Raw genomic sequence first — 24,686 nt, 5'->3', positions numbered from 1 at the left:
GTTAAGAAAAACACTTATAATTTCTATACAAATAATGATTTTTTCTCAAATTTCAGTATGGTTACATTTATACTCTACATCAGGGAAAGTAAATCATTTAGATTTTTTTCTGGATAAAAGTTATATCACATTAAATATTAAATTTTTTATATTTATATGGATTTTTCTTATATTTATTTCATATATGAAAGATTAGAAAAAATATGATAGGCGAGAATATTGCTAAAAACACGCCAAGAAATGGCACAAGAGATTGGTGAGATTGCGAATAATGGTATTACCATCGTTTTAAAACCAAAAAGCACAACAACAATTAGATACAGCCAATAAGGTCATAAAAACCTACGGACAAGGCGGTCAAATTCAATTAGCAGTACGGGCGGTTACAGGTATCTTACAAGGAATAGTGACAGGTGAAGCCTCGCAAGCGGTGGTTGGTGGCTTATCGCCGTATGCCAATTATGCGATAAAGAAAGCCACAACTAATCAAATAACAGGCGAAGTAGATACCCAAGCCAACTTAATGGCACACGCCTTATTAGGTGCAATCGAAGCTTATGCGACTGGTAACAACGCTGCTGCAGGGGCAGCTGGAGCGGTTGGCGGTGAATTGGCGGCAAAAATTATCACAGAACAGCTTTACCAAAAAACACCAGCCCAACTCACCGAAGCACAAAAACAAACGGTATCGGCATTAAGCCAGTTAGCGAGTGGATTAGCCGGTGGCTTGATTAGCGACAATACCGCAGGGGCGATTAATTCGGCGGAAATTGGTAAGCGAGCGGTTGAGGATAATTTCCTTTCTGAAAAAGAGATTACTATTTTAGACAAACTTGCTCAGAAAAAAGTCTTAACGCCAGAAGATGTTGAACTTATTATGAGCATCAAAATGAAAGATAAAGTCTCTGATACCCTACTAACGAAATATCAGCAAGACCCAACATCATTAACCCCTCAAGAACATCAACAACTGACGTATTGGGGAATGAAGCGGCAGCATGGAAACCTGAAACCGTCAAAAATATTTTGAAAATGGATGTTACAGGAGCAGCAATAAAATATTCAAACCCTGAGTTAGATAAAAAATATCAAGATGCAAAAAGGATTTATGGATCGTTGGATTATCAACTTAGTAAATCCACTTTAGAGGGATTGGCAGTGCTTGGAAATAGCGGTAATGCGATAGTTAAAGGGGTTACTACCGTTGAAGCAATAGGCACTAGAGTTGCACCAACTTTACAAAAAGTAGCGAGTAATCCAGCCGTACAAAATACAACTATCGGTTTAGGGGCTAATGGAGCAGTGCAATTTGTATCAGGTCAAGATTTTAATTGGTATGAATTTGCTGGTGCTGGTATTGCTTCTGGCGTTACATATGGGATGAGCCTAAAAAATTCAATTAGAGCTAATATGGGAATTTCTATGGGAGTGAGTTTAGCTTCAGGAGGAAATCCTTTACAGGATACAAGTTTATCAGGCATTAGTACGATAATAAGTAATCAAATAAAACAGCCTATCGTTTCGGCAATATCTAGCGAACTTATTCAAAAAATACCTCAAATTGGAAATCGTATTTTACCATCAACTAATTTAGAGATAGGAGGTAATGATGAAGAAGCTAAGTAAATATTTATATAGAATAATTGCCTTATTTTCATTACCATTTCTCTTATCATCAGTAGGTCTTTTTATCAGTATGATACCAAAAAAAGAGGTATATATTTTTTTTCATTCGTTTTTTTTTATACAAGAAAAACTTTTAAAATATAATTTGTCTTTTTTTATAATATTATTGATGGCTGATTTATTAAGTAAAGGTTTTTCTTTGAATATAAAATATATGGAAGATAATGATATAAGAGATTTTGCTCATTCTTTATTATTAAGTGTTGTAGGTACTATAATTTTATGTTTCTTTTTTATTGAAACTAAATGCTCCATGTTATTTATATTTTTTATAATATTTGTACATTTATTCTCAATAATAGAAACATTTCAATTTTATATAATGAAAAAATATAAAAATTGGAATGTTTTTACCAGATAATTATATCATTTATATTGTTATCCTATAGGAGTTTGTGAATTATTATTGTATGCCAATTATGCGATAAAGGAAGCAACCACTAATCAAATAACAGGCGAAGTAGATACCCAAGCAAATTTAATTGCCCATGCTCTATTAGGTGCAATCGAAGCCTATGCCACAGGGAACAACGCTGCTGCAGGGGCAGCTGGAGCGGTTGGCGGTGAATTGGCGGCAAAAATTATCACCGAAAAACTGTATCAAACCAACCCCGAAAATTTAACTGAAAGCCAAAAACAAACGGTATCGGCATTAAGCCAGTTAGCGAGTGGATTAGACGGTGGATTGGTGGGTGATAGCACCTCAAGTGCTATTAGTGCGGCAGAGATTGGAAAGAGGGCGGTTGAGAATAATGGATTGCTTAGCGGGCAAGTATCTGATTTATTTAGAGAGTTGGAGGCGGCGGAGAAAGATAAGCAGCCTATAGAAGAAATTTTTATAAAAGCTAAAGCGCTAAGTGATAAGCAATATAAAGAATTAACAGAAAACTGTACTGATTCTGCAATATGCCGTTACGGCACAGAAAAAGCATTAGAAGAAGCAAATCAAAAAGCCTTTGAATTGGTAGGATATTTTAATTCTAAACTAAGTAATTTATCTTATGAAGCTCAAAATAAATTTCTTGAGTTTATTATTGATGAGAATAGTAAAGAATTTAATTTTATTGAAGAAAACAGAACGATTACAGAAAAAGCGATAGTTGGTTTGGTAGAGAGTTTTATTGCCTCTCAACAAGCTCAAGGAATAAAAATATCGCCTAAGATTGCTAGTTTTGCTAAAAAAACGAAACCTACAAATATAATCAGAGCTAATAAACCTGTTTTTCAAAGAGATAGTGATGCAGCAAAAGTTGTTAAAGAACTGGGATATATAAAAACAAATTATAGAACAAAATCAGGTGCAGCTGTATTTAAAAAAGGTAATAGCTATATAACACGAGATGTTGACGGACATAATGGAGGGGCTTGAAAAGAAGCCTCAAGCCCTGAGAAATTGAATTCAAAAGAAACTAGAAATGGTACATTTGATATCAATTTAAATAAAATAGGTGATTAAAATGGATAAATTGTATGATTTTTATAGAAATATAACTTATTTTGAACAATATGATGAAAACTCATTTATTGGCAGATGGCTAGATTATTCAGAATGGAATGACGTTGAATATTGGAAATTAGAAAAATCTTTATTAGAAATTTCTAATATGTATAGAATAGAGAAAAATGTGTCTACGGATATATTAATGGGAATAATGAGAATAATTCAATTACTTATTGTTCCTAATTGGAATGATTTTAAACCATCTAATATTAAAAATGGCAGTATATATGATAGATATGAAAGATTTAAATACATTATTTCAATGTTATTTAGTGAAAGTAATATTGAAACTAGAGGGTTCTTTTATGATCCCCCGATTGTGTTATCTGAGAAGTAAAAGCCTATGTCACAGGAAACAACGCTGCTGCAGGGGCAGCTGGTGCGGTTGGCGGTGAATTAGCTGCCAAAGTAATTAGCAAACAGCTTTACCAAAAAGCACCAGACCAACTGACTGAAGCTCAAAAACAAACGGTATCGGCATTAAGCCAGTTAGCGAGTGGATTAGCCGGTGGCTTGATTAGCGACAGTACCGCAGGGGCGATTAATTCGGCAGAAATTGGTAAACGGGCGGTTGAGAATAACTTCCTTTCTGAAAAAGAGATTACTATTCTAGAAAAACTTGCTCAGAAAAAAGTATTAACACCAGAGGATGTTGAACGTATTACGAGCATCAAAATGAAAGATAAAGTCTCTGATGCTTTACTGACTAAATATCAGCAAGACCCAACATCATTAACCCCACAAGAATATCAACAACTCATGTATTGGGTGAATGAAGCGGCAGCTTGGCAACCTGAAACCGCCAAAAATATTTTGAAAATGGATGTTACAGGAGCTGCAATAAAATATTCAAACCCTGAATTAGAAAAGAAATACCAAGCTGCACATAGGATTTACAGCTCATTAGATTATCAATTTGGTAAATCCACTTTAGAGGGATTGGCGGTGCTTGGGAATAGTGGTAACGCAATAATTAAAGGGGTTACTACTGTTACGCTTGCTAGAGGGATCAGTGATAAAGCCTTTATCACTGCTCTGCAAGCTGAAAAGGCAATGGGTAAAATTTCGCCTGCATTACAATGGCTAGAGTTACTGTAATTGCTAAGCGATCTGTGTAATAGTTTTACCTAATGCGTAAAAAAGCCGTTATCTTTTTATGTTCACCAAGTGTAATATGTTTGTAGGTGTTCATAAGTTCTTATCAGTGATTTTGTTGTGGTAAACAAATTATAGTTGAATTCCTTATGAACACTTTTTTATTTGTTGCAGTTAGATTGTAAATTCAAGGTCATAAAAAAATCTGCACCTCTCTGTACGTTGGTGAATCCAACTTTAAAGTGCAGATGATTTTTTCATTAAGGAAATTTATTTTCCCCAAACTTCTTCGCTGATTTCACGAATAAATTCAAGTTTTTTCCATTGTTGTTCTTCAGTCAACACGTTTCCTTCTTCAGTGGAAGCAAAACCACATTGTGGACTTAAACAAAGCTGATTGATGTCAACATATTGCGCTGCTTCTTTAATACGGGCAATAATTTCATCTTTATCTTCAAGCTCACCGCTTTTTGAGGTGACCAAGCCCAATACAACCTGTTGATCTTTAATAAAGCGTAACGGTTTAAAATCTCCGGCACGGTCGCTATCATATTCAAGGAAGAAACCATCCACTTTGCAATGGCCGAATAATGTTTCAGCGACAGGTTCATAACCACCGGAAGAGAACCAAGTTGAGCGGAAGTTACCACGACAAATATGCATTGTGATTGTCATATCTTCTGGTTTATCTTTAATAGCTTCATTAATTAAATTAACGTAATCTTTTGCGAGTTGATCAACATCGATACCGCGTGCAGTGTAGGCGGCACGTTTTTCTTCTGAGCAGAGTTCACCCCAGCTGGTGTCATCTAATTGCAAATTACGGCAGCCTAATTCATAGAATTTAGCAATAGCATCACGGTAAGCTTGCGCAAGATCGGCAAATAATTGTTGTGGATTTTGTTTATAAAGCTCAATCGGTTGATATTCTGCTTCACGAGCAATACAGATAACGTGCAACATTGTCGGTGAAGGAATGGTGAATTTTACTGGATAATCGCCTGCAATTTTTTGTAATGAATGATAATGTTCAACAAATGGGTGGTTGTCACTGAAACCAACTTTATCGACAATTTTTAATGTTCTAGGACGTACATTGTGATGTTTGAATTGAACGGAGAATTTTTTCGCATCGACTTCTTCTACACCATCCAGTGCTGCAAGAAAATCCATATGCCAGAATGTTCGGCGAAATTCACCATCGGTTACCGCATGTAAACCAACCTGTTTTTGATGTTCTACTAATTTTGTAATTTCTTGATCTTCAATATCTTTTAAATCAGCACAACTAATATCACCACATTGACATTGATGACGTGCTTGTTTTAATACTTCTGGGCGTAGGAATGAGCCGACGATATCGAAACGAAAAGGGGCTTTTGTACGTTGTGTTGCATTTGGGAATAATTTACTCATTTTAAAACCTCATTATCATATATTAAATAGACGTTTAGATGTCTAAACGAAAAATAATGTACTTTACTTTCTGTCAGTAATCAAGAGGCGAAGGGAAAAATAGTGATAAAAAAGGCGATTTATCATCGCCTTGCTCTATTTAATTGAGGTCTGTTTTGAGATAGAAGCTATTCTTCAGCAACAGTATCGTTTTCTTCATCGTCATCACAAACACGTTCAATGCTGACTACTTGTTCAGTATCTGAGGTACGAATCAAACGAACTCCTTGCGTGTTACGACCAACTAAACTGATTTCTGCCACACGAGTACGCACCAAGGTGCCGGCATCAGTGATCAACATAATTTGGTCATTTTCTTCAACTTGGGCAGCGGCAACCACTTTACCGTTACGTTCGCTGACTTTGATTGAAATAACACCTTTGGTATTACGTGATTTAGTCGGATATTCCGCTAGATCGGTTCGTTTACCGTAACCATTTTGTGTTGCAGTGAGAATAGCGCCATTGGTTTTTGGAATAACTAAGGAAACGACTTTATCAATGCTTAAATCTAAGGATTGATCAGTTTCATCATTACCGCTTTCTTCGTTATCATTTTCTTCATCGGAAATGTCATTGGTTAAAGCAAGTTTGATACCACGTACACCGGCAGCCGTTCTACCCATTGCACGCACTGCGTTTTCATCAAAACGCACAACACGTCCTTGAGCGGAGAAGAGCATAATTTCATTATTGCCTTCTGTAATATCAACCCCAATCAGCTCATCATCATCACGCAAATTGACAGCGATAATGCCATTAGCGCGAGGACGACTAAATTCAGTCAAGGCTGTTTTCTTCACTAAACCGCCGGCGGTTGCCATCACGATAAATTTATCTTCAGCATATTCTTTAACTGGGAGAATGGCGGTAATACGCTCATTTTCTTCCAGTGGCAATAAATTGACGATTGGACGACCTCTTGCACCACGGCTGGCTTGCGGCAGTTGGTAAACTTTCAACCAATATAAGCGACCACGGCTGGAGAAACAGAGAATAGTATCGTGGGTATTTGCCACCAAGAGTTTTTCAATGAAATCTTCATCTTTCATCTTCGTTGCGGATTTACCTTTACCCCCACGGCGTTGGGCCTCATAATCGGAAAGCGGTTGATATTTGACATAACCTTCGTGTGACAATGTCACAACAACATCTTCAGGATTGATGAGATCTTCAAGATTAATATCGCCGCTACTTGCTGTAATTTCTGTACGACGAGGATCATTATATTGCGCTTTGATTTTTTCCAACTCTTCACGAATAACTTCCATTAAACGAGCCGGACTGTGCAAAATGTGCAGAAGCTCTGCAATCACATCCAACAAGGATTTATATTCATCAAGAATTTTTTCGTGTTCCAAACCGGTGAGTTTTTGTAGACGTAAATCCAAGATTGCTTGTGCCTGCGCTTCACTTAAATGATAAACGCCGCCACGAATACCTAAATTTTCATCTAAATCTTCCGGACGTGCTGCATCAACGCCGGTTGCCGCCAACATAGCTTCAACATTGCCTAATTGCCACGGTTGAGATAATAACCCTTCTTTTGCTGCCGCCGGTGTTGGAGCATTGCGAATTAACTCAATAATCGGATCAATATTGGCAAGCGCGATTGCCAAACCTTCTAAAATATGCGCCCGTTCGCGTGCTTTACGCAGTTCATATACAGTGCGGCGAGTAACAACTTCACGACGGTGCAATACGAACGCTTCAATTAACTCTTTAAGATTGAGTAGTTTAGGTTGTCCGTGATCGAGTGCGACAATGTTAATGCCGAAAGTAACCTGTAATTGTGTGAGCGCATAAAGATTATTTAAGACAATTTCACCGACCGCATCACGTTTGACTTCAATCACGATCCGCATACCGTCTTTATCGGATTCATCGCGTAAACCGCTGATACCTTCAATTTTTTTCTCTTTAACCAATTCAGCGATTTTTTCGATTAAGCGTGCTTTGTTTACTTGATAAGGAATTTCGTGAACGATAATGCTTTCACGACCTTTGTCATCAGTTTCAATATCGGCTTTTGCACGGATATAAATTTTACCGCGTCCGGTTTTGTAAGCCTCTTCAATGCCTCTTTTACCATTAATGATAGCCGCAGTAGGAAAATCCGGACCTGGAATGTAGCTCATTAATTCATCAATAGTAATTTGCTCATTATCAATATAGGCTAAACAACCATCAACCACTTCGCCTAAATTATGTGGAGGGATATTGGTTGCCATACCAACAGCGATACCGCTGGAACCATTAACAAGCAGTGCCGGAACTTTGGTCGGCAACACTTCCGGAATCATTTCCGAACCGTCATAGTTCGGTTGATAATCAACAGTTTCTTTATCTAAATCAGCTAACAATTCGTGTGCGATTTGGGTCATACGCGCTTCGGTATAACGCATTGCCGCAGGGGAGTCACCATCAATAGAACCGAAGTTACCTTGTCCATCAACTAATGGATAGCGTAAAGAGAAAGGTTGAGCCATACGCACTAAAGTGTAGTAAACGGCGAAATCCCCGTGAGGGTGGTATTTACCGATAACATCACCAACAATACGCGCGGATTTACGATATGGTTTATTATAATCATTGCCACCGACAGCCATTGCGAACAGTACGCGACGGTGCACCGGTTTTAACCCATCTCTTACATCAGGTAATGCACGACCGACAATCACGGACATCGCATAATCCAAGTAAGACGATTTCATTTCTTCTTCGATATTAACGGGAATAATATCTTTTGCTAAATCGCTCATTTAGACATTTCCTATATTTGAATTTTGTCAAAAAAACAGTTTTGGATTATAGCACAAAAAGCACTGCAACCATAGGGAAAAGCCGAATTTAATCGAGGGCATAACTATGGTATTGGTAACCGTTTTCTGTTGGTAAAAATTCAAAAATATGGCTAATACAATCAGGCTGATCCTCTAAATGGTGAGAAACGAAAAAGAGTTGCGTATCGCTGTTTACAATCAGTTGATCGATAAACGTTAAAACCAAATGACGATTTAATGCATCCAAGCCGATTAATGGTTCATCTAAGATTAAAATCGGAGGGTGTTTAACCAAAGCTCTGGCTATTAATAATAGTCGTTGTTGTCCCCAAGAAAGAGAGCGAAACGGTGTGTTGGTAAACTTTTCCATATTAATGCGTTGTAACCACTGCAAAGCGTTCAAACGGGTATTTTCATCAACCTGCTGATAAACACCGATAGAGTCAAAATACCCGGAAATAATCACATTTAATGCTGAGCAGTTAACCCGATAATCAAGATGGAAATGATTGCTAAGAAAACCGATATTTTGTTTAATTTGCCAAACAGTTTCGCCACTACCACGTTGCTTGCCAAATAATTTTACTTTGTTGTTAAATGCCTGAGGATGATCGCCGTTAATTATTGACAACAAGGTTGATTTACCACAACCATTCGGGCCTTTTATCCACCAATGTTGTTTCGGTTTTACCTGCCAGTTCAGTTTATTTAGAATAATTTTATCTCCATATTTAACAGTAACATCTTCTAAGTCAAAAATAGTTTGTAAATCTTGTGACAATGTCACAGGAGGAAAAGCAGGAAGAGGCACAGGAACGTGTAGCGAAGTTTCTGCATAGCAGAGTTGTTGGAAAGCATCACTGTCTAGAATTTTATCTGCTTGATCTTGCATTAATAAATGGCATTGATGTAGCAATGAAATAGTGTCTGACCAAATTGGCACATCGTTCAAACGATTAATCACTAAGATAATAGTAATATTTTGTTTTAACTGTTGTAATAATTGTAGCCATTGCTGTTGAGAGTTTGTATCCAATCCTTCAAACGGTTCGTCTAAAATCAATAAATCCGGCTGTTCAATTAAAGCTTTTGCCAATAACACTTTTCTTGCCTCTCCAGTAGAAAGCAATTTAAAAGCACGATCTAATAAAGGTTTTATACCAATTAAAGTGGCTGTTTTTACAATTTTTTGATCACTATACTGTTTGTTCATACAAATGATTTGTTTTGCTGTTTTACCATGATCATCTGGGCTGACACTGTCATTATTTAAATCTCGAAAAATCTGCTCCAATAATACTTGCTGCTGAGCTAAGGAAACTAAACTGATTTTTTCAAATGTATTTTGGTAATGTCCTTCATAAGGGGGTTGGTGTTGACTGATAAATTTGCTTAATGTGCTTTTACCGCTGCCGTTATGACCGACAATGACATTAAATGTTTTCTCTTCGATGGCAAAATGATCGATATGTAACCAGAGTTCCGATGTTATTTTTATTTTTGCTTGTTGAAATGTAATTTGCATATTGATGTCACTCTAACTTATTGATAAGCCTGTTTAGTTTATTTAACTTGATGCTATTAGCAAATAAATGTGTAAAAAAATAGTTGAATGCTGTATTAATATACAGTAAATTATACTGTATAAATAAACAGTATTTATGATCGTGGAGGTCATTATGCAACCGCAAACTAAAACAGCTGCCAGTGTAGAACAAAAATATTCTTATCTTCCTTTGCCGTTATATGATGATAAGCCGCAATTACCTTATTTCAATAAACAAAGCGATATTCACTATAAAATGGATCTGAATCGTTATTGCATCCGCAAGCCGCAACAAACCTTTTTTCTTCGTGTGACTAATGAAAATTTGTTGGCATGGGGGATTGATGTAGGTGATATCCTGATCATTGAGCAAAGAGAACAAATCAATGAAGGTGATTTAGTTGTAGTTGAGCAAAATGACGGATTGCAGTTATATGAATATTTTGCAATGAAAGATCAACAATATGTATTTTTTTCTTTAGACTCAAATCATAGTAATTTAACCATTAAGCAATTAACGCAACTTAACATTCAAGGCGTTGTTGCAAGTACAATTCATCAGTTAAAAAATCGCAAAGTGGCATAGGCAATACACTATAGAAAGTGATGTAGAAAAGGGAGAGGTATAAAACTTGCAAGTATGACTACTGTCTGATTAGGAAAGGTTTTAAAAATAGCTAGATAAGATCTCGGAGATAAAAATTAAGGAAAATATCAAATGCTATATTAGGTTTGATATTTTCCCCAAATTTAAAACTCTAATTCAAATAAAGAAAAAGAAGAGAAAATGGTTAAATCACCTCTTTAAATGCGATTTGTGTCTGTTCAAGGAAGTCATTTTCTTCATTAGGTAACAGAGGTGCGGTTGGCAAATCAGGCTTATCAAAGGCAATATCTCCCTCAATATTTTCTAGCGGTACGCCTTGTTGGATCGATTTAAAATTAAACAATTTAGCATCACATAGATGGGAAGGAACAATATTTTGTAATGCACTGAACATTGTTTCGATTCTACCTGGGTATTGGCGATCCCATTGTTGTAACATTTCCTTAATAACTTGACGTTGTAAATTCGGTTGTGAACCACATAAATTACAAGGAATAATCGGGAATTGTTTTGCTTCCGCATAACGTACAATATCTTTTTCTCGACAATAGGCTAACGGGCGGATAACAATCTGTTTGCCATCATCACTAATCAGCTTAGGCGGCATACTTTTCATTTTACCGCCATAAAACATATTTAAGAATAAGGTTTCCAACATATCATCACGATGATGTCCCAACGCAATTTTAGTAGCTCCCAATTCTGTAGCTGTGCGGTATAGAATACCACGGCGTAAACGAGAACAAAGCGAACAAGTTGTTTTTCCTTCCGGAATTTTCTCTTTAACGATACCGTAAGTATTTTCTTCGACAATTTTGTATTCCACACCTAACTGTTGTAAATAAGTTGGTAACACCTCTTCAGGGAAGCCGGGTTGTTTCTGATCTAAATTAACCGCAACAATTTCAAAATTTACCGGCGCATTCAATTTTAAATTCAATAAAATGTCGAGCAGGGTATAGCTGTCTTTCCCTCCGGAAAGGCATACCATTACGAGATCGCCCTCTTCAATCATATTAAAATCAGCAATGGCTTTACCCACTTCACGGCGTAAGCGTTTATGTAGTTTATTTAAGTTATAAATCTGTTTTTTTTCTATAGACATTGTTGTTATTTACTAGATAGTCAAAAATCGGCTTGATATGGTACGGAGTTATGTTTTTTTTGCAACAGATTTATCTGTTTAGATGGAAAAACTCTCTTTTTAGGTAGGCTAATTTTAAAACTAAAGTATAAAAAGTATAAAAGAGACTTGTTGTTATCTGTATATTGCAAAGGAAATTATTCTCGTTAGTTAGCGATGTTTTTAAACTTAGATTGTGATGAAAACTCAACTAATGTTTTGATGTTATAATTTTGTTCAAAATATGACTTTTTATTTATATAAAACTTTGGTTTATTCTTTCATTTGTTAGTTATTGAATTGTAACCGATAAGTCATTTATAGTATATAGTAATGTAGATTTTATCGGCGATAATGAGGGAGAGAAATATGATTGCATTAATTACTGGAGCAAGTGCCGGATTCGGTGCGGCGATAGCACGTAAATTGGCAAAAGAGGGGCATAAAGTGATTGTAACGGCTCGCCGTAAAGAGCGGCTGCTCGCATTACAACAGGAGATTGGTGAGAATTGCCTACCGTTAGCATTTGATATTACAGACGAGAAAGCGACACTACAGGCAATAACAGAATTGCCGGAAGCGTGGAAAGCGATCGATATTTTGGTCAATAATGCTGGTTTGGCGTTAGGTATCGGTGCAGCACAAGATTCTTCTTTAGAAGATTGGAAGCAAATGATTGCGACTAATATCACCGGGTTGGTAACGGTAACACACGCTGTTTTACCGGGTATGGTGGAACGTAATCGTGGCTTAATCGTTAATTTAGGTTCAATCGCCGGTACTTATCCATATCCGGGCGGCAATGTTTATGGTGGAACTAAAGCGTTCGTGAAACAGTTCAGCTTGAATTTACGTGCAGATTTGGTTGGAACCGCAATTCGTGTATCCAATATTGAACCTGGTCTTTGTGGTGGTACTGAATTTTCAAATGTTCGATTCCACGGCGATGATGCCAAAGCAGCGGCACTTTATGCAAATGTGGATTACATTACACCAGAAGATATTGCCAATACTGTTGCTTGGATTGCACAATGTCCGCCACATATGAATATTAACCGTATTGAAATTATGCCGGTTGCACAAGCACCTGCAGGGTTAGTAATTAAGAAAAAACAATAATTCATCGTTTATTATCCCCACTGCGGTGGGGATTTTTCTTCGTTACTGGAATGAAATAACCTTTAGAGAAATCAGCTTTTTTTGCTAGAATAACGCACATTTAGTTATTTTGATCAAAATAAATCTCAGTTGTTTAGGTAACCAATAATGAGTGATTCAACTCAAACCATTCCTGAATTAGTGTCGTGGGTCAAGGAGCGAGAATTTAACCTTAGCTTAAGTACCGATCGATTAGCGTTTCTTTTAGCGATCACTATTTTTAATAATGAGCATTTCGCCGGTGAAATGGAAGAGGGCGATTTAGTCGATCTGTTTCGTCACGTTTCCAAAGCATTAGGGCAATCGGAAGATACGCTTGTACAACGTGCAAATAATGCTATCAATGATTTAGTCAAACAGCGTCTATTAAATCGCTTTAGCAGCGAATTTACGGAAGGCTTGGCAATTTATCGCTTAACTCCATTGGGCGTGGGCATTTCCGATTATTATATTCGTCAACGGGAGTTCTCGGCGTTGCGTCTTTCTGTACAGCTTTCGATTGTGGCTGATGAAATTCAACGTGCTGCCGAAGCGGCAGAAAATGACGGCGATGAATATTATTGGCGGCGTGAAGTGTTTGCTCCGTTGAAATATTCGGTGGCGGAGATTTTTGACAGCATTGATCTTTCGCAACGTATTATGGATGAAAGCCAACATCAAACCAAAGAGGAAATTGCGGAATTATTAAGCAAAGATTGGCAAGCGGCAATTTCCAGTTGTGAACGGTTATTGGATGAAACATCCGGTAATTTGCGTGAATTACAGGACACATTGAACGCTGCCGGCGATAAATTACAGGCAGGCTTATTGCGTATTCAGGATTGTATTGTCGGACGTGCCGAGTTGGATTTTGTAGAACAGCTTATTATCAGTCTACAACTTAAGTTAGACCGCATTATCAGCTGGGGACAGCAGGCAATCGACTTATGGATCAGCTATGACCGTTATGTGCATAAATTTATTCGTACAGCGATCGATTTGGATAAAAACCGTGTGTTTGCACAACGTTTACGCCGTTCAATTGCTGATTATTTTGATGCACCGTTTTATTTGTGGCACGTGCAAGCAGAGCGTCTGATTGATCTGCGCGATGAAGAGTTAGCATTGCGTGAAGAAGAAGCACTAGGTGAGTTGCCGGCAGAATTGGAATATGAATCTCTACAGACGGTACACGAACAGATTAGCGAAGCAATGCAATCATTGTTAATCCGTTATTATGAAACGAAACAGCAGATTGAATTGGGTGAGTTGTTACGTCAACAGCTTGAGCGTTATCCGCAATCACAACATTTTGATGTTGCCAGAATTATTGTTGATCAGGCAGTCAAATTAGGGATTGCGAGTCAAGATTTCAGTGGCAATGTACCACAATGGCAACCGATTAATGATTTTGGTGCAGAAGTTCAAGCACACCCAATTGATGAATATAATAATCAACCGAAAAAATAGATTTTTATAAGCGAACAAATTATGAGTGAAACTACCTCTTACGAACCTATCCCGGCAAAGTTGGCAATCGCCATTGCAAATCCGTTATTTCCTGTTGTTGACAGCCAATTACGTTCCGGACGACATATCAGCATTGATCAGCTCGATCCACACGCCTTTTTAATGGATTTCCAAACGGAACTGGAATTGTTCTATCGTCGTTATAATGTTGAGTTGATTCGCGCAGCGGAAGGCTTTTTCTATTTGCGACCGAAAGCGACCACCTTAATTGCACGCAGTGTATTGTCAGAATTGGAAATGTTGGTCGGTAAAGTGTTGTGCTATCTATATTTAAGTCCGGAACGTCTGGCACAACAAGGCGTGTTCACTGTACAGGAAGTATATGACGAACTGCTTAATCTTGCGGACGAAAATAAATTGTTGAAAGCGGTTAATCAGCGTTCCAGCGGTTCAGATTTGGATAAACAAAAATTGGCGGAAAAAGTGCGTGCCGCAATTGGTCGCTTACGCCGTTTAGGGATGTTGCAAACTGTAGGTGAACAAAACAGCGGTAAATTTATTATTTCGGAGGCAGTTTTCCGTTTCGGTGCAGAAGTGCGCAGCGGAGAAGATTTACAGGCGGCGCAATTACGTTTAATCCGCGAGGGAGAAATAGCGACACCGGATTCATTACAAATTGAAGCGGAACAAGACGATATTGACGAAGATTTAGATGAAAATAGTGAAGAAGGGGAAGCATAATGGCGGATTTGCAAATGGAAACATTAGAGCCACAAGTTGCACCGACAAGCAAAAACAGTGATGCAGAGCGTGGTAAGTTTCGTTCTTTGACCTTAATTAACTGGAACGGTTTTTTTGCACGTACATTTGATCTTGATGATTTGGTAACAACCTTGTCCGGTGGTAACGGTGCCGGAAAATCGACCACAATGGCAGGGTTCGTGACCGCATTGATCCCCGATTTAACTTTGTTACATTTTAGAAATACCACTGAAGCAGGGGCTTCCGGCGGTTCTCGAGATAAAGGCTTATATGGAAAATTACGCCCGGGTGTCTGTTATGCGATCCTCGATACTATTAATTCTCACCGCCAACGTGCATTGGTAGGGGTGCGTCTGCAACAGATCGCAGGACGGGATCGTAAAGTAGACATTAAAGCGTTCTCCGTTCAAGGGTTGTCTTTATCAGTTTCGCCGACAGAAGTTTTCACCGATAAAATTTCCGAAACACAAGCGAAAGTTATCGGATTGAATGAAGTGAAAGAGAAAGTGGAGCAATTAGGTGCCGGCTTTAAACAGTATCACTCCGTTGCTGATTACCACAGTTTTATGTTTGATATGGGCATTATTCCGAAACGGTTACGCTCTTCTTCCGATCGCAGTAAATTTTATAAATTAATTGAAGCTTCACTTTACGGCGGTATCTCTTCTGCGATCACCAGATCATTGCGTGATTACTTATTACCGGAAAATGTTGGTGTAAAAAAAGCATTCCAAGATATGGAAGTGGCATTGCGTGAAAATCGTATGACGCTGGAAGCGATTAAAGTCACACAAGCGGATCGGGATTTATTCAAACATTTAATTACGCAATCCACTGACTATGTGGCAGCAGATTATATGCGTCACGCCAATGAACGTAGACATAATATCGAAGCGATTTTGTCACAACGTCACGAATTGTTTAACACTAAGCAGCGACTCAATTTAGCACAGCATAATATCGTTGATTTCAGTCGGGAGGTCAGTCAGCTGAAAGAGGCGGAAAAAGCATTAGAAATTGATTATCAAAGTGCCAATGATCATTACAATTTGGTGGTAAATGCACAGCGTCATCAAGAAAAAATTGAACGTTATCAACAAGATGTTGAATCATTAACAGAAAATATTGAAGAACAACAAGGTATTGTTGAAGAGGCACAAATCAATCTTGAAACGCAACGAGAACAGGTTGAAGCAATAGAGGAAGAGATTGAATCTATCCGCGATCAATTAGCCGATTATCAACAAGCATTAAACGCACAGCAAACGCGCAGTGTGCAGTATCAACAAGCAGTTCAAACTTTGGAAAAAGCCAAGAATATTACCGGCATTACCACTTTAACAGCAGAGAGTGCGGAACAGTATCAAGCAGAGTTTGAAGAACAGGCAGAAGTGCTGACTGAACGTGTGTTGGAGCTGGAACAGAAATTATCGGTGGCGGATATTGCAAAAAATCAATTTGATAAAGCGTATCAGTTGGTTTGCAAAATTCACGATGAGAATGTTGAGCGTGATCAGGCTTATGAGGCAGCTAAACAGATTTTGCGTGATTATCCGGCACAAAAATTGCAGCTACAACAGGCAAATACATTAAAGACGAAATTATCCGAATTGCAACAGAAAGCGCAACAGCAGCGCCGAGTACAGCAACAATTAGCCGCGTTTAACCAACAATCCGGGCAAGCCTTGAATAGTGCGGAAATGCTAGAGCATTATGCGTTGCAGCAAGAAGAGATTGGGGCAGAGTTGGAAGAGCAATTAAACGCTTTGATTGAACAGCGTTCAGGTTTGCGTCAGCAACGGGATCACTATCAAGCGTTATATCAACAATATGCCCAAAAAGCACCATTATGGCTAACTGCACAGGCGGCATTGGAGCGTATTCAGGAACAGGTGAGTCAGCAGTTCCAAAGTGCACAAAGTGTAATGGATTTTATGCAGGTTCAGCTTAATAAAGAACGTGAATTGGTGATTTTACGCGATCAATTACAACAGAAAAAAGAGCACCTAGAGCAACAAATTTTGCGTTTAACGCAGCCGGACGGTTCGGAAGATCCACGTTTAAATCAGTTGGCTGAAAAATTCGGTGGCGTGTTGCTTTCTGAATTATATGATGATGTTGATATTAGCGATGCGCCTTATTTTTCTGCATTATACGGACCGGCGCGCCACGCGATCGTGGTGCGGGATTTAGAAGCGGTAAAACCGTTGTTGCAGGATCTACAAGATTGTCCGGATGATCTCTACTTAATTGAAGGCGATCCGAATGCGTTTGATGACAGTGTTTTATCGGCACAAGAATTAAATGCCGGTGTCGTGGTTCAGGTGTCGGAACGTGAATTGCGTTATTCCACCTTCCCGGAAATTCCGTTGTTTGGTCGTGCAGCAAGAGAAAAGCATTTGGAAACTTTGCGTGAACAGCGTGATGAAATTGCGGAGCAGTTTGCTCAAGTGTCGTTTGATGTACAAAAATGTCAGCGTCTGCATCAACAATTAAGTCAATTTGTCGGCAGCCATCTTGCTTTAGCCTTTGAAGTTGATCCGGAAGAGTTGATGAAAGAGGTTCAGCAACAGCGCACTGATGTTGAGCGTGAATTAGCTGCATTTACCGATCAAGAGCAGCAATTACGTAGTCAAATTGCAGATATTCGTCAGCAGTTACAGCAATTAAATAAATTATTGCCACACTTATCCTTGTTGGAGGCGGATGATCTGGAACAACAGATTGAGGCTTTTCAAGAGCAGTTGGACATTGCAGAAGAGAGCGCTATTTTTGTGCGGCAAAAAGGAAATTGGATTGAACAACTTGAGCCGATTGCAACCGCGTTACAAAGTGATCCTGAACAACATCAAACTTTGCAACAGGATTATCAACGTGCAGTCGAGTTACAGAAACTGATACAGCAAAAATTGTTTGCCGTAACCGATGTTGTCAGTCGTTTGCCACACTTTGCTTATCAAGAAAGTGTCGAAATTGAAACCTCAACTTTAAGCACTGCATTACGCGAGCGTTTAGAACAGATGCAGCAACAGCGTGAACAGGTGCGTGAAGCGTTACAACAGGCACAACATCAGTTCTCTCAATATCAACAAGTTTTAACCGGCTTAACCACTTCCCGCGATGTAAAACAACAAACATTGCAGGAATTGTTGGATGAAGTGGCGCAACTTGGCGTGAGAGTGGATGCGGATGCTGAAAATCGAGCTAAAACGCGTCGTGATGAGCTTTATCAGCAACTATCAGTGAATCGCCAACGTTATAACTACTTAGAAAAACAATTAGCCGTGCTGGAAAGTGAAAGTGACAGTTTAAACAAAGCGTTGCGCAAATTGGAACGTGATTATAAGACACAGCGTGAGATGGTGGTTATGGCAAAAATCAGTTGGTGTGCCGTACAACGTCTTTCCCGCCATAGTGATGTCGAAAAACGCTTACATCGTCGTGAATTGGCTTATCTTTCTGCCGAAGAGTTACGTTCTATGTCGGATAAAGCACTAGGAGCATTGCGTAATGCGGTGGCAGATAATGAATATCTGCGTGATGCGTTGCGTTTATCGGAAGATTCTGCAAAACCGGAAAATAAAGTGAAATTCTTTATTGCGGTTTACCAACATTTACGTGAACGTATTCGTCAGGATATTTTGAAAACCGATGATCCGATTGATGCAATTGAACAAATGGAAGTGGAACTTTCTCGTTTAACTGAAGAGTTGACAAGTCGCGAACAGAAATTAGCAATCAGTGCGGATAGTGTGGCGAACATTATGCGTAAAACCATTCAACGTGAACAAAATCGTATTCGATTGTTGAACCAAGGTTTGCAAAATATTGCTTTTGGTCAGGTGAAAAGCGTTCGTTTGGTAGTGAATATCCGTGATACACACGCAATGCTGTTAGATGCACTATCAGGTCAAAAAGCGGAGTATGAAGATTTGTTTAACAACAATAAGATTACTTTCTCTGAAGCATTGGCTAAATTATATCAACGTTTAAATCCACATATCGATATGGGGCAACTTAGCCCGCAGACTATCGGTGAAGAGTTGTTGGACTATCGCCATTATCTTGATTTGGAAGTAGAAGTATTTCGTGGTGCTGATGGTTGGTTACGTGCGGAAAGTGGAGCGTTATCAACCGGTGAAGCAATTGGTACCGGGATGTCAATCTTATTGATGGTAGTACAAAGTTGGGAAGAGGAGTCTCGCCGTTTACGCGGTAAAGATATTATTCCTTGCCGTTTATTATTCCTTGATGAGGCTGCACGTCTGGATGGAAAATCTATTTCCACATTGTTTGAGTTGTGTAATCGTTTAGATATGCAGTTGTTAATCGCTGCACCAGAAAATATCAGTCCGGAAAAAGGAACAACTTATAAGCTGGTGCGTAAAATTGCACATAACCAAGAGTTTGTGCATGTAGTTGGTCTTAAAGGTTTTGGTGTTTAACTTGCATTAATCGTAAAAAAATCCGGCAAATTGCCGGATTTTGCGGTTAATAAAGTGATAATGGGTTAGTCTTCAGGAACAAATTTTTGCAAATTTGGCTTAAAATAATTTTTCCCTTTTTTGATTTTCCCATTTTCATCAAAAATAGCTTTACCGTTTTCAAATTTTGACCAGTTCGAATCATTTACTTCAACAAAAGCCGCATTAAAATCAAATCCTGTCATATAAGCAACGCCAATCGCAGTAACAACTTGATCTGCCAGTGAATCCAATACTTCTATTTTTTGTTGATGCGTTAATTGCTGTAATCTTTCAGTTTGTTGATTCTGCTTATAGCTGTCAGCTATTGTTTCAAGACGATGAGCTATTTCTGTATGCCCTAACGCATCCAACATTTCTACTATTTCCTCAAAATGGCAACCAATTTGTATGGATAAATCTCGTTGATTCGGTTTAGGTTTTGCTTCTTTAAACCAATCTAGTGTACGTTTAATTTCATTTTGATGGTTCATATCCTTCTCCTTTCACTTATAAGGAATAATAAAACGATAAAACTTATCTATTTTATTCTGTTGTTGCAACTAATTTTTATCTAATTTGGTATCTCTAAACTATAGGAATTGCAGAAATCCATCTTATACTTTACAAGGAGAATATTATGATGCAGAACTTATTCGCAGCATTACAAAATACAGTATTGGGCGTGATAGATATTACCATTATTGTGCTATTTTTTATCGTCAGTTTATTAGGAATTGCTGTGTCTTCAGCAATATGGTTTTTATCCAAATCTTTTATAAAAGCTTCTGAAAAAGAGGTAATTGATATCAAAGCGGAAAAAGTTTGGTTTGAAGGGAGGTAAAAATATACCTTACTGATAATGAGATAGGATTATAAATTGTCAGATATAATGAGAAATACTTACAGTAAAAAGTGTTGGAATTTGCCAACACTTTTTAGTTTAAATGTCTATTTCCTTTTAATATGAGTATAGCGTTTTATGGAAAGTATTTACTCATCATCAGTAATTAAATTTTTAGATGGTTTAATCGCCAATAAATTGCAGTTTAACTGACTAATAACGTGTTCGGCTGTATTACCTAATAATACAGCAGAGAGTCCTGTACGGCCAATAGTTCCTAATACAACTAATTCAGCTCCAATATCTTGTGCAACTTTAGGAATAACCTCTTCAGGTAAGCCTTCATAAACGTGGGTATGGTCTTCATCAATACCAAAATGTTGGCGTAAAGCTTTCATATTGATTAAGTGCTGACCGCGAATGCTGTTGCCATAATCTGGTACACTGAATTCCGGCAAGTCTAGGGTAATACCGACTGGAGCACTTGGATAGGCGCTGACAAGATGAATATTCCCACGATCTAAACTTTGCGCCAAACTCATACTTAAACCCACTAATTGTTTATTAAAATCATCGTGATAAGGTTCATCGTCAGAAACATTCACAGCAACTAAAATGCGCCGCTGATGTTGCCAGTCACCGTCTTTAACCATCAAAATCGGACAAGAGGATTTACGTAATAATTGCCAATCAGTAGGTGTAAAAATTAAGGAAGAGAGATCATCTTCTTGGTGAGTAAATTTAACTACTAAATCGTGATGATGTTTCACAATCTCTTTTTCAATTGCATCGGCTTCATTGCTTTCCCAAACTACTTCAATTTTTAGCTGGATGTTAGATAAATCATATTGAGCCAAAATACCCTGTAACCACTCTTTTTTCTCTGCAATAACGGCAGCGATCATTTCTTCACGTTCGCTGGAGGAGAGTGTAACACTAACGGCATAGGATAAATTATAAATGGCAAGAAACGCAGTGAGATTAACAGGTTGAGAACTGTTTTGCTGTTTTAGCAAATGTAAAGTACGCTCAAGAGCAGCTTGCTTTTCACTTTCAGGATCAATGACCACAAGAATATTGTTGAAGTACATAAAACCTCCTTATTATGTAGTTTGTTTTATTATAAGGAGGTCATTATTGAAAGCAAGCTATTACTTGGGATTAAATCATTAAATTGCTAATCTCAATTTAACTTTAGTAGAACCAGCTAATTCAACTAACGCTGGCATATCATTGATAGTTATGTATTTACCTTGTACTGCCAACATACCACTTTTTTGGAAACGTCCGAGTAAGCGACTGATGGTTTCAACGGTTAAACCGAGATAATTGCCGATATCACCACGTGTCATTGTTAAGCGGAATTCTCTTGCGGAGAAACCTCGAGCTGAGTAACGTTTGGAAAGATTATAAATAAATGCAGCCAGTTTCTCTTCAGCATTCATCTTTGAGAGTAATAAAATCATTTCCTGATCACTTAAAATTTCATTACTCATTAGACGAATAATTTGTTGACGCAATTTCGGCATTTTACCTGCCAAGTCATCTAGCACATCAAATGGAATTTCACATACCATTGATGTTTCAAGTGCTTGAGCAAAACTAGGATGATGCATACTGTGAATAGCATCAAATCCGACTAAATCACCCGGTAAGTGGAATGATGTAATTTGTTCTTCACCGTTTTCACTGATAGTATAAGTTTTAATGGTACCTGACCGGATAGCATAGAGCGATTTTAATTCATCACCTGCTTTGAAGAGAATTTGTGATTTTTGGATAGGTTTTTTACGTTCTATGATGTTATCTAGTTGATCCAGTTCGTGTTCATTAAGCGTAAACGGAATACACAACTGGCTAATACTACAATCCTGGCAATGGATAGCACAACCACCGGATTGAATTCTGCGTCCAACGCGATTATCGATTAATCCTTTCATCTACGGATACCCCATAACTGACAACGATAGTGAAATCTACGATTTTGCTATCTGAAAAAATTTTGATCTAACGCAATAAATGGTATCATAAAACAAAATTCTTAAGAAGTATAAAATACATCTTTTGAGGTAAATATTTTATGTCTGTAGAAAAATTGACAAAAAAGAGATTAATCCAAATTTTAGTGATGTTGGTTATTTTAGTCAGTGCCTTTTTATATCGCAGTTGTCATTATCAACCACAATCAGCGAATACGGAAACAATAGAAGAAAACTCTCGATAAAGAAAATAAAAAAATAGCAGTTATTTAGAAATTAAACTGCTATTTTTTTATATTTATAATTATGCGACAACAGAATTCGCTAAATATTTATCAAAATGGTATAAACCTTTATTATCTGTACCTAATAAGTTGAGTTTATCTAAAATACCGTTAAATAAAGTTTCTTCTTGATGTTGTTCAGAAACATACCATTGCAAGAAATTAAAAGAAGAGTAATCTTTTTCTTCAAAAGCTGCAGAAACTAGCTCATTAATTTTGGCAGTAATATGCTTTTCGTGTTGATATGCCAACTCAAAAACTTCTTGTAATGAAGCAAATTCATTTTGTACTGCTGCAATTGTTTCGATACGAGTGCTAGAGCCGGTTTCATTGAGGTAGGTGAATAGTTTACGCATATGTTGTAATTCTTCATCGGCGTGAGTATGTAAAAATTTTGCTGCACCATCAAAACCGTGGTAAGTACACCACGCGCTCATTTGTAGATAAAGATTAGAAGAATAAAATTCCAAATTCATTTGCGCATTAAGCATATTAACAATTTTTTGCGATAACATATTAAATTCTCCTGATTATAATGATGCTAACTCTTTATCGACAAAATAAAGTCCTCGTTGATCTTCTCCGGCCAGATCAAACTTAGTAAGAATCCGTTTAAATAGTGTTTCTTCTTCGTGCTGTTCAGCAACATACCACTGTAGAAAATTAAAAGTAGAATAATCCTTTTCAACAAAGCTTTCGTCAACAAGCTGATTAATTTTTTGTGTAATTAACTGTTCGTGTTCAAGAACTAATGTGAATAGCTGTTTTAATGATGTAAATTCGTGTTGCGGGGCGGCAATTTCGCCTAAAATCGGCAATGCACCGGTTTCGCTGACATAAGCAAATAATTTTTGCATATGTTCTAATTCTTCGTCAGCGTGACGTAATAAAAATGCAGCAGCACCTTCATAACCGTGTTCATTGCACCACGCACTCATCTGTAAATAAAGATTGGAAGAGTAAAATTCCAAATTAATTTGTTGATTAAGTTTTTCAATCATTGCTGGTTTTAACATACTTAATTCCTCTGATAAATAATTCCGCTATAGTTTAGCGATTTATTTAATAAAAATAAAATATTTTTTATTATTTTAGATAAACAACAAGAATAATTCTTATTTATTAAATAATAAATTATTTCAATCAAGATTTATTCTTATTTATTAACGTTATTTTAAGTGTCTGCCTCCAGTTATTTTGATGGTTTCACCGGTAATATATTGGCTTGAAAAGAGATATTCGACTGCTTTAATCATTTCTTCATAACCACCTATTTTTTGCATCACTGATTTTTGCAATGCTTTTTGTTGATATTCTGCGCTATCATTTTCATTAAACATAATTAAAGAAGGGGCAATGCTGTTCACTTTTATTAGCGGTGCATATTGTGCTGCAAAGGAGAGTGTCAAATTTTCTAATGCGGCTTTGCTGGCGGCATAAGCAAGATGTTTTTGGCTTCCTTTGTAAGCGACAAAATCAGTGATATGGATGATATCTGATGTTGCTTGACGTTGTTGCGCTGATGCGTGTAATAAAGGAAAGAGTTGACGATTTAGTAGATAAGGCAATTCAGCGTGAATACGCATTAAAGCTTGAAATAACCGGCTATCTTGCAAAATATCTGCGTTTTGCTCCGCTTGCCAAGCAGAGGCATTATGAATAACAGCTTTAACGGATTCGCAATGTGTTTTTATCTGTGATACAAAGCGTTCAATATTATTCAATTCAGAAAAGTCAGCTTGTAGTTGTAACACACTCTTGGGCAGCTGAGTCAGCTGATGATAAGTGTGCCGATAAGAGATCACGACATTTTCCCCCTTTTTGGCGAAATGCTGTGCTAAAACATAGCCGACACGCCGACCGGCACCGGTGATGATAATGGCATCTTTCATAACTTCTTCTCTTATTTCACTTTTTTGAGTGGCGTTTATCGTATCAGAAAATTTATTTT

Annotated in this window: 21 protein-coding genes and 2 pseudogenes; 13 read left to right on the top strand and 10 right to left on the bottom strand. The window is 37.6% G+C overall.

Features of this window, described 5'->3' with window-relative positions:
- Positions 1-406 precede the first annotated feature (406 nt).
- The 6 genes and pseudogenes from ACXPAV_RS04935 to ACXPAV_RS04910 all read left to right on the top strand — a co-directional run.
- Positions 407-1,030: a VENN motif pre-toxin domain-containing protein gene (locus ACXPAV_RS04935; protein WP_458004220.1), complete on the top strand. Its 624-nt coding sequence runs from the start codon at positions 407-409 to the stop codon at positions 1,028-1,030.
- Complete coding sequence (locus ACXPAV_RS04930) at positions 979-1,626, top strand: hypothetical protein (RefSeq protein WP_458004219.1); 648 nt, start codon at positions 979-981, stop codon at positions 1,624-1,626. Before ACXPAV_RS04935 ends, ACXPAV_RS04930 begins: the two co-directional genes overlap by 52 nt.
- The gene (locus ACXPAV_RS04925) at positions 1,607-2,047 is read left to right on the top strand and encodes a hypothetical protein (RefSeq protein ID WP_155275117.1); all 441 of its coding nucleotides are present in this window, start codon (positions 1,607-1,609) and stop codon (positions 2,045-2,047) included. The genes ACXPAV_RS04930 and ACXPAV_RS04925 overlap by 20 nt, the downstream gene beginning before the upstream one ends.
- A gap of 45 nt (positions 2,048-2,092) precedes the next feature.
- Positions 2,093-3,142, top strand: a pseudogene (locus tag ACXPAV_RS04920) (toxin C-terminal domain-containing protein).
- A gap of 1 nt (position 3,143) precedes the next feature.
- Positions 3,144-3,524: an Imm41 family immunity protein gene (locus ACXPAV_RS04915; RefSeq protein ID WP_458004218.1), complete on the top strand. Its 381-nt coding sequence runs from the start codon at positions 3,144-3,146 to the stop codon at positions 3,522-3,524.
- A pseudogene (locus ACXPAV_RS04910) lies at positions 3,521-3,776 on the top strand (VENN motif pre-toxin domain-containing protein); the annotation flags it as partial. The gene ACXPAV_RS04915 and the pseudogene ACXPAV_RS04910, both read left to right, overlap by 4 nt.
- Positions 3,777-4,552: 776 nt before the next feature.
- Here ACXPAV_RS04910 and ACXPAV_RS04905 read toward each other — a convergent pair.
- The 3 genes from ACXPAV_RS04905 to modF form a co-directional block, all read right to left on the bottom strand.
- On the bottom strand, positions 4,553-5,698 hold the full coding sequence (locus ACXPAV_RS04905; RefSeq protein ID WP_458004217.1) for a 5-methyltetrahydropteroyltriglutamate--homocysteine S-methyltransferase: 1,146 nt from the start codon (positions 5,696-5,698) through the stop codon (positions 4,553-4,555).
- A gap of 167 nt (positions 5,699-5,865) precedes the next feature.
- Positions 5,866-8,499, bottom strand: coding sequence for a DNA topoisomerase (ATP-hydrolyzing) subunit A (gene gyrA, locus ACXPAV_RS04900; RefSeq protein ID WP_039137748.1), 2,634 nt, complete (start codon positions 8,497-8,499; stop codon positions 5,866-5,868).
- Positions 8,500-8,587: 88 nt separating this feature from the next.
- Positions 8,588-10,045 carry a molybdate ABC transporter ATP-binding protein ModF gene (gene modF / locus ACXPAV_RS04895; RefSeq protein WP_458004216.1) on the bottom strand — a complete coding sequence of 486 codons (1,458 nt, stop codon included), beginning with the start codon at positions 10,043-10,045 and terminating at the stop codon, positions 8,588-8,590.
- Between the two features lie 154 nt (positions 10,046-10,199).
- Between modF and ACXPAV_RS04890 the strand changes: the two genes are divergently transcribed.
- Entirely contained in the window at positions 10,200-10,652 is a 453-nt protein-coding gene (locus ACXPAV_RS04890) for a LexA family protein (protein ID WP_039135946.1), read from the top strand.
- Between the two features lie 205 nt (positions 10,653-10,857).
- Here ACXPAV_RS04890 and ttcA read toward each other — a convergent pair whose 3' ends face one another.
- Positions 10,858-11,778 (bottom strand): tRNA 2-thiocytidine(32) synthetase TtcA, encoded by a 921-nt coding sequence (gene ttcA / locus ACXPAV_RS04885; RefSeq protein ID WP_458004215.1) that lies wholly within the window; start codon positions 11,776-11,778, stop codon positions 10,858-10,860.
- A gap of 387 nt (positions 11,779-12,165) precedes the next feature.
- Between ttcA and ACXPAV_RS04880 the strand changes: the two genes are divergently transcribed.
- From ACXPAV_RS04880 to mukB, 4 genes are all read left to right on the top strand, one after another.
- Complete coding sequence (locus ACXPAV_RS04880) at positions 12,166-12,915, top strand: SDR family oxidoreductase (RefSeq protein ID WP_458004214.1); 750 nt, start codon at positions 12,166-12,168, stop codon at positions 12,913-12,915.
- A 147-nt stretch (positions 12,916-13,062) separates the two neighbouring features.
- Complete coding sequence (gene mukF / locus ACXPAV_RS04875) at positions 13,063-14,403, top strand: chromosome partition protein MukF (RefSeq protein ID WP_458004213.1); 1,341 nt, start codon at positions 13,063-13,065, stop codon at positions 14,401-14,403.
- A gap of 21 nt (positions 14,404-14,424) precedes the next feature.
- Positions 14,425-15,144, top strand: a complete 720-nt coding sequence (gene mukE, locus ACXPAV_RS04870; RefSeq protein ID WP_013747220.1) for a chromosome partition protein MukE — start codon at positions 14,425-14,427, stop codon at positions 15,142-15,144.
- Complete coding sequence (gene mukB, locus ACXPAV_RS04865; RefSeq protein ID WP_458004212.1) at positions 15,144-19,610, top strand: chromosome partition protein MukB; 4,467 nt, start codon at positions 15,144-15,146, stop codon at positions 19,608-19,610. Before mukE ends, mukB begins: the two co-directional genes overlap by 1 nt.
- A gap of 65 nt (positions 19,611-19,675) precedes the next feature.
- Here mukB and ACXPAV_RS04860 read toward each other — a convergent pair whose 3' ends face one another.
- Entirely contained in the window at positions 19,676-20,122 is a 447-nt protein-coding gene (locus ACXPAV_RS04860; RefSeq protein WP_458004211.1) for a nucleoside triphosphate pyrophosphohydrolase family protein, read from the bottom strand.
- Between the two features lie 146 nt (positions 20,123-20,268).
- Between ACXPAV_RS04860 and ACXPAV_RS04855 the strand changes: the two genes are divergently transcribed.
- Complete coding sequence (locus tag ACXPAV_RS04855; protein ID WP_039171500.1) at positions 20,269-20,472, top strand: hypothetical protein; 204 nt, start codon at positions 20,269-20,271, stop codon at positions 20,470-20,472.
- A 149-nt stretch (positions 20,473-20,621) separates the two neighbouring features.
- Here the strand turns inward: ACXPAV_RS04855 and uspE are convergent, their stop codons facing one another.
- Both uspE and ACXPAV_RS04845 read right to left on the bottom strand, forming a co-directional pair.
- On the bottom strand, positions 20,622-21,563 hold the full coding sequence (gene uspE / locus ACXPAV_RS04850; RefSeq protein ID WP_458004210.1) for a universal stress protein UspE: 942 nt from the start codon (positions 21,561-21,563) through the stop codon (positions 20,622-20,624).
- A 78-nt stretch (positions 21,564-21,641) separates the two neighbouring features.
- A complete protein-coding gene (locus ACXPAV_RS04845; protein ID WP_013747225.1) occupies positions 21,642-22,412 on the bottom strand; it encodes an FNR family transcription factor in 771 nt (256 codons plus the stop codon).
- A gap of 140 nt (positions 22,413-22,552) precedes the next feature.
- Here ACXPAV_RS04845 and ACXPAV_RS04840 point away from each other — a divergent pair, with 140 nt between their 5' ends.
- On the top strand, positions 22,553-22,696 hold the full coding sequence (locus ACXPAV_RS04840; protein ID WP_167332833.1) for a hypothetical protein: 144 nt from the start codon (positions 22,553-22,555) through the stop codon (positions 22,694-22,696).
- 59 nt (positions 22,697-22,755) lie between these two features.
- On the opposite strand, the gene ftnA (ACXPAV_RS04835) is transcribed toward ACXPAV_RS04840, so the two are convergent.
- The 3 genes from ftnA (ACXPAV_RS04835) to folM form a co-directional block, all read right to left on the bottom strand.
- Complete coding sequence (gene ftnA, locus ACXPAV_RS04835) at positions 22,756-23,250, bottom strand: non-heme ferritin (protein ID WP_039171509.1); 495 nt, start codon at positions 23,248-23,250, stop codon at positions 22,756-22,758.
- Between the two features lie 15 nt (positions 23,251-23,265).
- A complete protein-coding gene (gene ftnA, locus ACXPAV_RS04830; protein ID WP_039171512.1) occupies positions 23,266-23,751 on the bottom strand; it encodes a non-heme ferritin in 486 nt (161 codons plus the stop codon).
- Positions 23,752-23,904: 153 nt separating this feature from the next.
- Positions 23,905-24,627 carry a dihydromonapterin reductase gene (gene folM, locus ACXPAV_RS04825; RefSeq protein ID WP_335796648.1) on the bottom strand — a complete coding sequence of 241 codons (723 nt, stop codon included), beginning with the start codon at positions 24,625-24,627 and terminating at the stop codon, positions 23,905-23,907.
- Positions 24,628-24,686 lie beyond the last annotated feature (59 nt).

It is taken from the genome of Gallibacterium sp. ZY190522 (assembly GCF_054166015.1).
The sequence above is the reverse complement of the archived record's forward strand: the minus strand, read 5'-3'. Positions and strand labels throughout refer to the sequence as shown.

Coding starts and splice junctions, on each gene's coding strand:
- ACXPAV_RS04855 (WP_039171500.1), top strand. CDS start 20,269: ATGATGCAGAACTTATTCGCAGCATTACAAAATACAGTATTGGGCGTG.
- modF (WP_458004216.1), bottom strand. CDS start 10,045: ATGCAAATTACATTTCAACAAGCAAAAATAAAAATAACATCGGAACTC.
- gyrA (WP_039137748.1), bottom strand. CDS start 8,499: ATGAGCGATTTAGCAAAAGATATTATTCCCGTTAATATCGAAGAAGAA.
- ACXPAV_RS04880 (WP_458004214.1), top strand. CDS start 12,166: ATGATTGCATTAATTACTGGAGCAAGTGCCGGATTCGGTGCGGCGATA.
- ACXPAV_RS04925 (WP_155275117.1), top strand. CDS start 1,607: ATGATGAAGAAGCTAAGTAAATATTTATATAGAATAATTGCCTTATTT.
- ACXPAV_RS04845 (WP_013747225.1), bottom strand. CDS start 22,412: ATGAAAGGATTAATCGATAATCGCGTTGGACGCAGAATTCAATCCGGT.
- ACXPAV_RS04905 (WP_458004217.1), bottom strand. CDS start 5,698: ATGAGTAAATTATTCCCAAATGCAACACAACGTACAAAAGCCCCTTTT.
- mukE (WP_013747220.1), top strand. CDS start 14,425: ATGAGTGAAACTACCTCTTACGAACCTATCCCGGCAAAGTTGGCAATC.
- ACXPAV_RS04890 (WP_039135946.1), top strand. CDS start 10,200: ATGCAACCGCAAACTAAAACAGCTGCCAGTGTAGAACAAAAATATTCT.
- mukF (WP_458004213.1), top strand. CDS start 13,063: ATGAGTGATTCAACTCAAACCATTCCTGAATTAGTGTCGTGGGTCAAG.
- uspE (WP_458004210.1), bottom strand. CDS start 21,563: ATGTACTTCAACAATATTCTTGTGGTCATTGATCCTGAAAGTGAAAAG.
- ACXPAV_RS04860 (WP_458004211.1), bottom strand. CDS start 20,122: ATGAACCATCAAAATGAAATTAAACGTACACTAGATTGGTTTAAAGAA.
- ACXPAV_RS04915 (WP_458004218.1), top strand. CDS start 3,144: ATGGATAAATTGTATGATTTTTATAGAAATATAACTTATTTTGAACAA.
- ttcA (WP_458004215.1), bottom strand. CDS start 11,778: ATGTCTATAGAAAAAAAACAGATTTATAACTTAAATAAACTACATAAA.
- folM (WP_335796648.1), bottom strand. CDS start 24,627: ATGAAAGATGCCATTATCATCACCGGTGCCGGTCGGCGTGTCGGCTAT.
- ftnA (WP_039171509.1), bottom strand. CDS start 23,250: ATGTTATCGCAAAAAATTGTTAATATGCTTAATGCGCAAATGAATTTG.
- ACXPAV_RS04840 (WP_167332833.1), top strand. CDS start 22,553: ATGTCTGTAGAAAAATTGACAAAAAAGAGATTAATCCAAATTTTAGTG.
- mukB (WP_458004212.1), top strand. CDS start 15,144: ATGGCGGATTTGCAAATGGAAACATTAGAGCCACAAGTTGCACCGACA.
- ftnA (WP_039171512.1), bottom strand. CDS start 23,751: ATGTTAAAACCAGCAATGATTGAAAAACTTAATCAACAAATTAATTTG.